Here is a 13,422-nt window from a genome sequence, read left to right as displayed (position 1 = left end):
GACCGTGGCCGTGTAGGTCACCGTGTAGGTGCCCGGCACGGTGCCCACCGGCAGCGTGCACACCAGCGGGTTGGTGCTGTTGCAGGTGTACGCACCGGCATTGGTCACCGCACCGAAGGTCAGGCCCATGCCCAGCGTATCGGTCAGCGTCGCCACCGAGGTGGTCTGCGAGTTCGCCACCACCGTCGTCAGCGTGTAGGTGATCGTGTCGCCCACCGCCACCGGACCGCTCGTGCTGGCCGACTTGCTGTAGCTCACCGCAGGCGCCGTCACCGGCGTGCTGGTGCCGCAGTTCGTCGTGCAGGTCGCGTTGGTGCCGACCACGGCGTTGTCCACCGTGCCCACGGCCTGGTCATTGACCGTGGCGGTGTAGGTCACCGTGTAGGTGCCCGGCACGGTGCCCACCGGCAGCGTGCACACCAGCGGGTTGGTGCTGTTGCAAGTGTACGCACCGGCATTGGTCACCGCACCGAAGGTCAGGCCCATGCCCAGCGTATCGGTCAGCGTCGCCACCGAGGTGGTCTGCGAGTTCGCCACCACCGTCGTCAGCGTGTAGGTGATCGTGTCGCCCACCGCCACCGGACCGCTCGTGCTGGCCGACTTGCTGTAGCTCACCGCCGGCCGGGCATTGACGTAAGTACAGACGATGTCCGTATCGTCATTCGCGACCATCAGCGCCATGCCGCTCACCGCGGTCTGGTTGCCGGTACAGGTCAGGCTGCCGCCGTACTGACCAGGATCGCCGACGGCAAACGTTTCGGAGAACGTGATGACGTCGCCGCCATACACCGTGATCGGAGTTGCATCGGTGTCCGTTTCGTCGGTGGTATCGGCTGTGGAGCTCAGGGTATCGACCACTGTTGCGTCCACCGTCGCTTGGATGGCCACAGCGTCATTGACGGCGGCATTGACCCAGGTCTTGCGCAGGGTGAGCGCGGCAGGGTCGCACCTGCTGCCGGCATCCTGGGCGGACGTCGCGCCATAGAACGACTGCCCGCTGTCCACGATCGTCGTGATCGGCAACGGGGCCGTCGTCGCCAAGGAGGGAAGCGCGTCCACGCGATGGATCTGGCCTGCTTCGCCGATCAGGTAGACAGTGCCCCTGGACATGGCGGCGCCGAACGTACTCGGCACCTCGCCAATTGGAAACACCGAGCCATCCGCTCTCATGCGATACAGGTAGTACGCACCTCCCGTATTGTCGCGGCCCGATGCCAGCAGGTCGCCGTCCGGCAGCGTCACGAAGTCACCCGCCGCTGTAACGTTCGCCGGGAACGAAGCGCCAAAACGGTTCGTTGAACCCGTGACCGGATCGATGACATAGATCGCGCTGATGAAAGCCCCGCCCACCAACAGCGTGCCATCTCCACGGAAGCCGAGGCTGTTCAACACCACGACATTGTCGGTCACGATGTCCCCCGTTAGGGAGACGAAGGAAAGCTCTGCGCCCGTGACCGGATCGATGCGGTAAAGGCGGCGCGCATAGGGTTCGTTGAATGAGAATCCGATGGCATAAAGCACGCTGCCGGTCGGGTCGAGGGCGATGTCGCCGTAGTTGTTGGCCAGCGGCACCGTACTGAGGAGGGTGCCTGTCGGGCTCCATGACTGGAGCTGCTCCGCGTTGCTGGGCACATCCGTGACACCGGATCCGGTGTTCGTGTAGATCGGCGCGAAGCCACATGCCTGCGCCGCTGCAGGTGGCGATGTGCACAGGGCGGCCAATCCCAGCAACATCAGCAAGATCTGGAGGCGTCCCGCCCGGCGCAACTTTCGTGTGCAATCCGCACGGCATCGATCAAGCACGTCGAACATGCCAGCTCCCCCCCGGGTCCGAGCATCGCGTCCATCGCCCCTCGCCAACGACGTTAATGCAGCAGGGTCGGGGAGGGAAGTGCTTTCACATTGACGCGGCGGAACATGCTCGCGCAGGAGTTTCATTGGATATTCCAGTCCGCTTCCGACCAGGAAGCGGACGTCGTGTCGTCAAGTCACATGTGTTCCGCATGCGAGACGCTGGCGAGACCTCCGCTCTTCAAAAGCGTGCGCCGCCTATTCCAGCTGAAACTCCCTGATCGCCTGCGTGCGCCCCGTGCAAGGACACTCACGGCGTTTCTCCAGAAGCGCGACGGGCACGCCGCGATGACGCTTGCGGAAGACGCGGTTCCGGGGCGTACGGTGGAGGCGGAGTGCGCCTGAGTGACGGCGTGGGATGCGCAATGAAGAACAAGCGCGCGGGTTGCCAAGGCGCTCGACCGGCTGTCGATGCCGACGGCCGGTCAGCGGGACCTCCCGGGAATCCCTTCGAGGTGGGGCCAGCAGGGCCGGCCTCTCATGTGTTCCGCGTCGGGAAATGGCGCGCCTGGAGGGATTCGAACCCCCGACCAATGGCTTCGGAAGCCACTACTCTATCCGGCTGAGCTACAGGCGCACGGGACGGGCATTCTAGCCGCAAAGCGAGGGATTGGCCCACTCCGGTGCGGGCGATGCGGAAAATCCGGTCCGGGCGGCGTGCCTGTTACCCTTTCGCGCATGGGATACGAGCGTTTTGAAACCGAAGCCATGCCGCGCTGGCGCGAGCGGCTGGGCCAGTACTGGAAGCTGGTGCGCGGCGATCGCCCTATCGGCGTGCTGCTGCTGTTGTGGCCCACCTGGTGGGCCCTGTGGCTGGCGGCCGACGGTGTGCCGCCGGCGTGGACCCTGTTCGTGTTCACGGCCGGCGTGTGGCTGACCCGTTCCGCGGGATGCGTGATCAACGATTACGCCGACCGCTGGCTGGATCCGCAGGTGGAGCGCACGCGCGGGCGTCCGCTCGCGACCGGGGCGGTCTCCGGACGCGAAGCCCTGGCCGTGTTCGCCGTACTGATGCTGGTGGCGTTCGGGCTGGTGCTCACGTTGAACCGGTTGACCGTGTGGCTGAGCTTCGCCGGCCTGTTCTTGGCGGCCACCTATCCGTATCTGAAGCGCTACACCTATCTGCCGCAGGTCTATCTGGGCCTGGCCTTCGGCTGGGGTATCCCGATGGCGTTCGCCGCCGTGCAGGGCGAGGTGCCGCCGGTGGCCTGGGTGCTGTATGGCGCGAATATCCTGTGGGCCACGGCGTACGACACCTGGTACGCGATGGTGGATCGCGAGGACGACATCCGTGCCGGATCCAAGTCCACGGCCATCCTGTTCGGCGACCTCGACCTGGTGATCCAGGGCGTGCTGTACGCGTTGATGCTGGTGGCCCTGTATCTGGTGGGCCGGCAGGCGGGGCTGGGGCTTTACTACCACCTGCTGGCGCTGGGCGTGGCCGCGCTGCTGATCGCCTGGGAATTCATGCTGGCGCGCCACCGCGGGCGCGAGGCCTGCTTCCGCGCCTTCCTGCACAACAACTGGGTGGGCGCGGCGGTGTTCGCCGGTCTGGCCCTGGACCTGTCCGGTCTGGCGGTCTGGCCCTTCTGACCAGGGCACAACGGGCGGCTGTCCGTCACACGGCGACGGCGGCTTCACGGCACCCGCGCGCACACCCAGGCGTCCACCCGCTCGACGCCCGCAGCCCTCAGCGCATGGGCCGCCGCCGCCAGCGTGGCGCCGGTGGTCATCACGTCGTCGACAAGCGCCACACGCGCCGGCAGGGCGGCTTGGTCCGCCACGGCGAACGCGCGGGCCAGGTTGCGCTGGCGCTGGCCGGCATCGAGTTCGGACTGCGCTGCCGTGGCGCGGATGCGCTGCAGCAGGTCTGCACGCAACGGCAGGGCCAGCGCGGCGGCCAGCGGGCGCGCCAGTTCCAGCGCCTGGTCGTAGCCACGCTGTCGTATGCGCCGGGCGTGCAGCGGCACCGGCACCAGGGCATCCGGACGCGGCGCAGACGCCAGGGCGCCGGCCATCAGGTCGGCCATCAGGCGTCCGGCCGCCAGGTCCCGATGGAACTTGAAGCGCGGCACCAGCCGGTCCAGCGGAAAGCCGTATACGAACACCGCCCGTGTCTCCGCCAGCAAGGGTGGATCGCGCAGACAGTCACCGCAGACCCCGGGTGCGGACATCGGAAGCCCGCATTGCAGGCAGGCGATCCTGTTCCAGGGAAGTCGATCGGCGCACGAGGCGCATAGATCGCGCCCGTTGCAACCGCGTTCGCGGCAGATGAGGCAGCGTGGCGTGTAGAGGGGGCCAAAAGGTGAGATCTGTCCCCTTTAGTAATCAGCCACTTAGGCAGGATCGTTGCACTTCGTGCGAGATCGAAAGTGGGCCGAAAGGCGAGATTTTTCGGGAAGCGGTCCAGCAAAAGGCGAGATTTTTCGGAATCCCCCTTGCGCCGCCCGCCTAATCGTCTCGCTTAGCGCGCCTCCCAGGCTTAAATCGGGGCACTTCCTCTACTGCGAGTAGAAGCTCGGCTTCGTCCCGCCCAGCCAGGTGGCGAATGGCGGCACGGATAACCTCACTCCTATTGAGGAGCGCGCCCTGTAGCCCCAGCCTCCGGCGCAGGCTCTCCAACGCCTCGATTTCATCCTCAGCAAGGCAAAGGCTGAGTCGTTCCAAGCTAGACATACATAAAACATATCATATTTATGATAATATCAATATTGTCACAGGCGACGAGACGGAGCCGGACTTCAATGGCCGTGCGTGGACAGCCGTACACGGCATGGACGAACATGAGCAACGTCAGGTGGGTACATGTCCCGAGCAGACCTAATCGTTAACTTGGTGAAGGCTGGTAGTGAGGGCGACCAACAGCTCTTTCGGACCACCGTTGAAGCGATGGCGGCCGAAGAGCGGGCCAAACAGCATCACCAATTGGCGGACCGACTGGTTCAGAACCTGAAGTCGGCAACACCGCGTGGGCGGACGGCAGAAGTCATTCGGGCGCATGACGGCGGCCACGGTGGATTGCTGTATGAAATTGACCCGGCGCGCTCGCTCGACTCGATGCTGCTCAGCGAGGGAGTCCGGGCTGCCTGTCGAGAGTTGATTGAAGAGCAGCAGAGGCGCGATCTGCTGCGGTCTTACGGGCTGGAGCCGCGTCACCGCATGCTGCTTTCCGGAGCTCCTGGAAACGGCAAAACTTCGCTTGCAGAAGCTGTAGCGCACGAGCTTATGGCGCCACTCTTTGTGGTGCGCTACGAGGCGGTGATTGGTAGCTTCCTTGGTGAAACAAGTAGTCGCCTGAAGCGGCTATTCGATTTCGTTCGAACTCATCAATGTGTCCTTTTCTTCGATGAATTCGATACTCTCGGAAAAGAACGTGGTGATACCCATGAGACTGGCGAGATTAAGCGCGTCGTAAGTTCGCTGCTTCTCCAGATCGATGCGCTTCCGAGCCATGTTGTCGTCATTACAGCTACTAATCATGCGGAGCTGCTAGATCGCGCCGTTTGGCGCAGATTTCAGTTGCGTCTAGAGATGCCCGCACCCACGCTTGAGCAGAAAGAAGACTGGTTCCGTCGCCTTCAGGAAAAGTTGGAGGCGCCACTCGGAATAACACCCAAGTCGCTTGCAGCAAAGCTTAACGTCGGCAACTTCTCTGATCTCGAACAGTTCTGCGAGGACGTTCAACGAAGGTATGTACTTTCTTTGCCCAATGCCAATTTGAAGGCGATTCTCCAAGAGCGCCTGAAGCAGTGGCAATCGAGGTTTAGCGTAGTCGCGCAAGCCTAATCACTGGGAGACATGGATGTCGCAAGGTGACTTTCCGCTACTGTTCTTTCCCGAGCGTGCGGCTCTGGCGCGCAATGATCTAAGCGGCCGCCCTCCCTCTATACATACCCCGCCAATTGAGCGACAGCGCGAGCGCATCGCGCCACAGTTTTCTGTTCTGCAGGGCGCGATGGATGGTAGGCGCCTGAGAATTCAAGGCGACTCGCCTGTAGACAATCCAGAGCTGGTGCTCGTGATGGAGGTCATGGGCTCTACCGAACAATTTGCCAACGCTGTTGGGCGAATTCAAGGCCTGGAGTGGCTATTTGAGCTGATGGAGGAACAAGTCGCGCCTGACGAAGACTTCTTCGTTCCAGATGCTCCAATGTCGAATCTAACAGGGCGCATCTTCCTCGTTGGATCGAACAAGGAAGCGCTGGACCAGCTCATTGCGCTTTGGCAGCGTTACGAGCGCGACCCGCAGGCCCCATTCGACCATGGATATGCATCCTTCAAGTACGTCTTCAAGCACCTGAAAGCCATCCGCTATTGGGATGTGCAGGACCGGCTAAATACGGATGTTCTTGCATACTGGCAAGATGAGTTAGATAGCGGAAAGGAACTTGTTCGTTTCGAGATTGAGGCGTGGTACTTCAACTCTTTTGACAAGAATGCAGCAACCGTCGCGCAGATAAGGCGCCAGATAGGCGCCCTCAATGGCACAGTCATAAGCGAGGCTCACATCCATGAGATCGCCTACCAAGGAGTTCTGGTGGAGCTCCCTCGGCATGCAATCGAGAAGATCCTGAGCGGAGAAGTGAATGATCTGGTCCTGTCTGACCGAATCATGTACTTCCGGCCACGGCCACAATGTGTGGAGGGAGGAGAAATAGAGGAGAGTGAACAAGCCCTAGCAGAGACCAGCGTAGAGGAAAGTTCCCCCCCTGTTCTTGCTCTACTCGACGGCCTGCCGATGGCAAATCACGCTCTGTTGAGGAGCGCGCTCATCATAGATGACCCAGACGGGTGGGAATCCGCCTACGAGGCCAAGGATCGCGTGCATGGAACGGCAATGGCGTCGCTTATCTTTCACGGAGAGCTAGACGCGAATGAAGTCCCTCTGTCGAGAAAGATCTATGTTCGTCCCGTCCTTAGGCCAGATCCCGAAGACAACTACCACGAGCGACGTGCAGAATCCGTACCTAATGATGTGCTGCTTATCGACCTGATTCACCGAGCAGTAAAGAGGATATGCCAAGGAGAGTCCGGTAGCGGCCCCATCGCGCCAAGCATAAAGATCATCAATCTTTCTCTCGGCGACTCGAACAGAGTCTTCTCACGAGACATTTCTCCGTGGGCTCGGCTGATCGACTGGCTTTCGCATCGCTATAACGTGCTCTTCATAGTGAGTGCGGGGAACGATGCTAGCGAGCTAGAGTTGCCAGTGCCTCGGGGAAGCTTGTCCGGCATGCTCGAAACGCAGAGGCGTGATCTCGCATTGGCTACTCTGCTCCAGCAAGCGGATCGTCGCAGGCTTATATCGCCCGCAGAGGCGATGAATGCACTGACCATAGGAGCACTGCACGCCGATGCCGCAAACATCACTCCTGTGCTCGATCGCATCGATCTGTTCAGCACGCCGGGTATAAGTCCACTTTCTAGAATAGGCCATGGCTACAAGCGATCAATCAAGCCAGATCTACTAGCTCCTGGAGGTAGATGTCTGCACGCTGAGGGGTTTGGTGGAGATGCGAACATCACTCGTGCAGTGCCTGTTTCCGTTCGCCGGTCACCAGGTCAGCGAGTTGCCGTACCGCCTCTCTCAGATGCCGCAGATCCCACGGGATACACTCGTGGAACCAGCAACGCTGCGGCATTAACGAGCCGGCTCGCAGTACAGATTTACGAGGGCCTTGAGGATTTGAGGCGAACCATCCCATCTGCCCCGGGGCCTCAATACGACGCGGTGTTAATCAAGGCGCTGCTAGTGCATGGCACTTCATGGGGTGACCTTCAAAACGCACTCTTGGCGCTCCGAGCCGATATAGCGGAGATCCAGGACACAGCTGCAAGGCGTAGGAAGGAGAAAGACTTCCTGGCGAGGTGGCTGGGTTACGGCGCTTTGAACCCTGAGCGGTCACTCGCTTCCACAGCTCAGCGAGCAACGATTATCGGTGTGGGGGCATTGAGCGCCGACAATGCATTCGAGTTCTCAGCACCATTACCGCCCAGTTTGGCTGGGACAACAGAGTGGCGACGAATGACTGCGACACTTGCTTGGATCTCGCCAACAAATCACGCACATCAAAGCTATCGCTGCGCCCGGCTATGGATGACTGGCGTCGGTACGGAAGTTGGCGTTGAAAGAGAGAACTCAGCAGAGCATAACGCTGCACGTCGAGGCACAGTGCAGCATCAGATCTTCGAGGGCGAGCGTGCTCTCGCCTACGTTGATGGGGCAAAATTCACTTGCAAAGTTAACTGCGCTGAGGATGCCGGAGGCTTCTCAGAGCCCGTCCGCTTCTGCATATGCGTGTCGTTGGAGGTAGCAATCAACTCCGAAATTCCACTGTATCAAGAGATACGCCAGCGGATCGAACCGCCAGTGGAGATTCGAGCGGGATAGTGCTCTCGGATTCCCGCCGGCGGTACGGGAAGGAAAGCGTTCCCTCCCGCAAGCCGACGGCCGCCCATTGTTCCTTTGTATTCGATACCTAAGTGCGAAGTTAGCTAACCTCCCCAAGTGCGCCCCAGCATCTCGTGTCAGCATGCGCCGCCGAAGTAAGCAATGCGATGCCAAGGGGCGGGCTGCGATCAGTTCGGCTCATCCTAAGCATGCGTAGAATCACTGGAACTTCAACTCGATCGCCATTCAAGCGTAGCCAGTGCGCCCCAAACCTCAGCGTGCCTTGATAAATGCGTGTACTGAGCGAATGGGTTTAGCCTGAAGTCGAAGCGCGTCAGGGGTGACGCGCTCGCTTAGGCGACCAGGGGTAAATCTATATGGAAGTGGCGTCAGATCTGACTGTCGGTGGATTCGTGCGGCGCAGAATTCTGGTTGGCGAACGTCCTATGAGACGACGCTGGGCCGCAGCATTGGCGGGGCTAATGATCCTTGGTACTAGCTTCGTTGCTTCGGCATGCCCTGTCGGCTACGTCAAGACTTACGTAACCGTACGAGATGACCAGGGAAATGTCGTTGGTGTAAGGGAGGAGTGCAGCTTCGTTGGTGTCCCTGGTGCGGGCGGGCTAGGTAGCTCGGGTGGAGGAAGTCGAGCTGACCTAGTTGAATCGGAGTCGATGTCACCAATAGATGATCTTCCAGATCTACTTAGATCGATAGGTGAGACTGTCGCCGCGGCGCTAGCTCCATGCGGTGGAAATCCGATCGTGATTTCGACGGGGAACAAGATCGAACCGGAGCTGGACTTCTCCACCAGTGGCGACATGAGCCTAAGTCTGGCTAGAACATACAACCACTACTGGACGGGGGTTGGCCTATTCGGCAAGCACTGGATAAGCAACTTCGATTACAAGCTAACATTTGGGACAATCGCGCTGGACTCATGTCACCCACGCCCAGGAGGCGGTGCTTGTGGCATCGGCGCTGAAACCACGATCTATGCATGGCGCCCTGATGGAAGGACGCTAAAGTTTGATCGTGACGCTAACGGAATCTTCTACGAGGATCGACCGGGACCGATCGCTCGAATTGAACAGCAGCCGAACGGAAGCTTTATTCTCTTCACTGAAGATGGTGAAACGGAGGTCTACTCGTCCGCTGGCTACATCCAATCCAGGTACAACAGGTTTAACGTTGGCTGGACATTCACGTACACCAACGGGACTTACCCCTATCGAGTCACCCATACTTCCGGGCGGTACGTCGAATTTAGCTGGACCGGAAACCGTCTGACGGCTGTTAGGGATCCCGCTGGCAACTACTATGGCTACTCTTACAACGAGAACACATTTGGCGCCGGATACAACAGGTTGGTCGCTACAGCAAAGCCGGGAGTACCAGCGTCAACAATTACCTACCACTATGAAATAGCGGATAACACCGCGCTAACTGGTAAGAGTTTCAACGGCGTACGGTACTCAAAGTTTACCTACGACGCATCTCGCCGTGCGACGAGCAGCGAACACAACGGGCTTGATAAGTTCACCTTTCAGTACACAACGGGCGCCAATGGTGCAATGTCCGTGGTGCAAACTAACCCGCTAGGGAAGCAAACCACCTTCGCGTTTGAAAACGGTCGCCACATCAGCACGGTGGGGCACGCAAGTCCGAACTGCCCGGTCGCTACATATGCGCTTACCGAGTACGACGTGAATGGACATCCGGCCATGCAGGAGGATCACAATGGCAACAAGACAGCCTATCAATACAGCGATAAAGGTCAGTTGCTAGTGATGATCGAGGCCTACGGAACTCCGAGGCAGCGTACCACTACTTACGAGTGGTATGGCGGCAACCTTCAAGACAAAGTTTTCAAGAAGACGGTCGTCGGACAGCTGGAAACTACGTACTACTACCACCCGCTTGGAACGTTATCTTCCGTATCGGAGAAGAACATCTCCGCGAATGGCGTTGCCAACCAGGTGAGGACCACCAACTTCACGTACAGCTACTACGGGGGTGGATCCGGTGGCGCGCTCGCAGGCGGCATGCTCGCCTCCGCACAAGTTGATGGGCCGATGGCGGGACTCGGTGACAACATCGTGGTCACGTATGATAGCTTGGGAAATCTGACGTCGCGTGCAAACTCGCTCGGACACATCGAGACCTACAGTAACCACAATGGTCTTGGCCTCCCCGGGCGCCATACGGGCGTCAATGGCGCGCATACCGACTACATCTATGACGCTCAGGGCCGCGTTACACGGTTCCGTAGATATCCGGATGGAAGCAATCCTGCGGATACGCTTTATGTGTACGGACCGAACGGGACATTGGCTTCTGTGACGTCGCCATCTGGAGTTACCACCAACTACGACTATACGTCTTCGCTGCGGCTTTTCAGGACAAGAAGGGCGTCGGGCGGAACACTGGTCAACTTTGCGACGGACGAAGAACAGTCCTACACCTACGATTCAGCGGGCAACCTGAAGTTCAGCCAAGACGTATCCGTCGAAACAGTTCAGACATTCGTCTTCACGTGCATGGGGCCGGTAGGCGCTCCGGAAGAGGAGTGCATGGAGCCATTCTGGGAGGAGCAGTGGATTCCGGGTTACGTGCAGAAGAAGATAGCTTCGTTGGACTACGACGAGCTCAGCAGGCCAAGAGGCATCCGCGGAAGCTATGGCATGAACATACGATACACGTATGACCCGAATGGCAACATACAAACCATCAGGAATTCTGCTGGTTCCAACGCCGTGAGCTTCACGTATGACGAGCTAAATCGGCTGAAGAGCGCGCTCTATGCAGATGGAGGCGTGATTCAGTTCGAGTACAACGAGAACGACAAGCTGACCAAGCTGACGGATCCACTGGGCCGGGTTCAGACCTATGTGTATGACGGTTTTGGTGGCCTGTGGGCTCGATACACAGCAGAGACGGGGGCCACGTCATACCAGAGAGATGCCGTCGGCCGCGTGAGTGTAATGGCGCGCGCAGATGGGAGTTCGCTCTCGTACTCCTACGATTCAATCGGGCGGCTTGTTCAGGCGTCTGGGGGCGCCGAGAGTAGGACGCTTAGCTATGATTGGTGTAACTCAGGGAAAGGACTTCTCTGTGGGGTGGCGTCGTTTTCCAACGGCGTGGAGGTGACATCGTCGATATTCGGATACCTCAGTGACGGGCGTATGGCCGTGCAGCGCGATATCACTTCTGCCGGAGGTAGCGAGTTCTGGACGGGCTACCAATATGATCAGTTCGGCCGGTTGAATGCTATTTCATATCCGAGTGGCATTGCGGTGGGCTACGGATATGCCTCTGACAAACTCACGACGATGACAGTCAACGTGGGTGGCACGATTACGAATATCGTCGCTGGAAGTCTGTATGAGCCATTTGGCGGCATCGCGGAGATGTCGCTTGGTAATGGATTGACTCGAACTCTCGGCACCGATCAGGATGGCCGCCTTACAGGTGTTCAGGTTGCCTATGGGGCCCAGGTAGTCCAAGGTCTCACGTATAGTTACGACGCTAATGCGCGCGTTTCAGGAATCGCTAGCGCAACTGACTCTTCCTTAAGTCAGACATATACGTATGACGTTCAAAGCCGCCTTGCGTCGTTCTCATCCCCTTCAGGAAATCAGCAGTTCGTTTGGGATGTCAATGGCAACAAGACTCGCCATATATGGAACTTTGATGAATACCTGCAACACGATGCCCAGAGCAATCGGGTTTCCGGTATGGGTAGTCACGGGTACTCGAGCGATGCAAGGGGCAATGTCGCATCTCATTCATGGTCTGGTTCAAGTGCAGCTTATGCATATGATGCTTTCAATGGATTGGCGAGCATTAGCCGTGGTCAAGCGGTAAGCTTCACGCAGCCAAACTACGCGAATGTTAGCCTCGTAGGCGGGGTTAGTACCTATACCAACGACGCATTGAGTAGGCGCGTCAGGAAAGTTGCGGCGAATGGTCAAGGGTCGCGATTTGTCTACGGTGCCCAAGGAAACTTGTTGGCCGAAAGGTCGGACAACAGCGGCGCTTGGTCAAACTACCTTTGGTTTGATGGCCAGCTTATCGGCCTGGTTCGTGCCGCCAGCGTTTACTATGTTCACAACGATGCTTTGGGCAGGCCCGAAGTAGTCACCAACACGGCAAGAGCCGTGGTTTGGCGAGCCGCCAACTATCCGTTCGACAGACGGGTTACCTTGGATGCGATTGGTGGCTTGAATATCGGTTTGCCCGGGCAGTACTACGATCAAGAAAGCGATCTTTGGTACAACAACCAGCGCTACTATGATGCCCGCCTCGGGCGGTACCTGCAGAGTGATCCGGTGGGCATCGGTGGCGGATTGAATTCTTATGCGTACGCGCTAGGAAACCCTCTGTGGAATACTGACCCAACGGGCTTGTGCATCGACTATCTTGGCTTGGCCGTGGGTGTCATCGACGTAGCTGGCGGGATCGCAGAGATGGGAGTGGGTGCCGACGCCTCAGTTATGGGCGCAGCGGCTCTGAATCCTCTCGTCGTCGGCGCAGGAGGCTTGGTTATCGCAAACGGTGGAATGACAACCTACGATGGTGTCACTGGAATTATGACCGCTATCGACCATCAGCCCAGAGACTCTGCATACGCCGTAGTCGGCGGTGCGCTCCTTGGCGCAGATGGCGCCGAGGCTGGAGAAGTCCTGTCATTCGGCATGACGATGGGTGGCAAGCTCCGAGGGGTTCGGAGAATACTGTCGCGCATCGGCAACGAGTCAGATGCGGCGGACGCTATCAAAGGAGGAAAGGCATTGAATGATCGCTACGCCGCTGATCCCTGCCCATGCAATAAATAGACGCTATTCTTCTCGGTGGTCGGCGCGCTGCGCCGACCACCTACTTCAATGGTGAGATGACGATATGTCGGACAGCGCATTTAGCTTGAGTTGGGGTCGGTTCGCCCTAATGTATTTGATGGCGATGGGCCCGTTAGTTGTGGTAGCGGCAATCCTTAGTCAAGATGGCTCGCGTCCGGCAACAGCCGGACTAACCGCCGCATGGGCGATGACGACGCTGTACTCTGTCTACAGGTGGCGCTACTTCCGAGAGAAGTATAACAACGACGCTAGTGAGCTCGTCGGAGCTTTGCATCGCGACTTTGTTGGCGTCGTATTTGGTTCTTTACCGACACTGCTTCT

The 13,422-nt window shown here is 58.9% G+C and carries 6 protein-coding genes and 1 tRNA gene; 4 read left to right on the top strand and 3 right to left on the bottom strand.

Annotation, left to right across the window (positions count from 1 at the left end):
• Positions 1-1,734 (bottom strand): isopeptide-forming domain-containing fimbrial protein (locus CSC76_RS07665; protein ID WP_162109434.1); only part of this gene is annotated, 1,734 nt, incomplete at its 3' end.
• A gap of 617 nt (positions 1,735-2,351) precedes the next feature.
• Positions 2,352-2,428: transfer RNA gene (locus tag CSC76_RS07660), tRNA-Arg, on the bottom strand.
• 101 nt (positions 2,429-2,529) lie between these two features.
• Here CSC76_RS07660 and ubiA point away from each other — a divergent pair.
• On the top strand, positions 2,530-3,444 hold the full coding sequence (ubiA, locus tag CSC76_RS07655) for a 4-hydroxybenzoate octaprenyltransferase (protein ID WP_162109433.1): 915 nt from the start codon (positions 2,530-2,532) through the stop codon (positions 3,442-3,444).
• Between the two features lie 44 nt (positions 3,445-3,488).
• Here the strand turns inward: ubiA and CSC76_RS07650 are convergent, their stop codons facing one another.
• Positions 3,489-4,163 carry a ComFC family protein gene (locus CSC76_RS07650; protein WP_162109441.1) on the bottom strand — a complete coding sequence of 225 codons (675 nt, stop codon included), beginning with the start codon at positions 4,161-4,163 and terminating at the stop codon, positions 3,489-3,491.
• A gap of 493 nt (positions 4,164-4,656) precedes the next feature.
• Here CSC76_RS07650 and CSC76_RS07645 point away from each other — a divergent pair, with 493 nt between their 5' ends.
• From CSC76_RS07645 to CSC76_RS07635, 3 genes are all read left to right on the top strand, one after another.
• Positions 4,657-5,637 carry an AAA family ATPase gene (locus CSC76_RS07645; protein WP_093293699.1) on the top strand — a complete coding sequence of 327 codons (981 nt, stop codon included), beginning with the start codon at positions 4,657-4,659 and terminating at the stop codon, positions 5,635-5,637.
• A gap of 169 nt (positions 5,638-5,806) precedes the next feature.
• Positions 5,807-8,242, top strand: coding sequence for a S8 family peptidase (locus CSC76_RS07640; protein ID WP_162109432.1), 2,436 nt, complete (start codon positions 5,807-5,809; stop codon positions 8,240-8,242).
• 377 nt (positions 8,243-8,619) lie between these two features.
• Entirely contained in the window at positions 8,620-13,080 is a 4,461-nt protein-coding gene (locus CSC76_RS07635) for an RHS repeat-associated core domain-containing protein (RefSeq protein WP_338014940.1), read from the top strand.
• The last annotated feature ends 342 nt before the right edge of the window (positions 13,081-13,422 follow it).

The organism is Pseudoxanthomonas mexicana, from assembly GCF_010093385.1.
In the GTDB taxonomy this organism is placed as follows: Bacteria; Pseudomonadota; Gammaproteobacteria; order Xanthomonadales; family Xanthomonadaceae; genus Pseudoxanthomonas_A; species Pseudoxanthomonas_A mexicana.
This window is presented reverse-complemented; position numbering and strand designations above follow the sequence as displayed.

Excerpts from the sequence above, each read along its gene's own strand:
- ubiA (WP_162109433.1), top strand. The coding sequence starts at position 2,530 with ATGGGATACGAGCGTTTTGAAACCGAAGCCATGCCGCGCTGGCGCGAG.
- CSC76_RS07645 (WP_093293699.1), top strand. The coding sequence starts at position 4,657 with ATGTCCCGAGCAGACCTAATCGTTAACTTGGTGAAGGCTGGTAGTGAG.
- CSC76_RS07640 (WP_162109432.1), top strand. The coding sequence starts at position 5,807 with ATGGATGGTAGGCGCCTGAGAATTCAAGGCGACTCGCCTGTAGACAAT.
- CSC76_RS07635 (WP_338014940.1), top strand. The coding sequence starts at position 8,620 with ATGGAAGTGGCGTCAGATCTGACTGTCGGTGGATTCGTGCGGCGCAGA.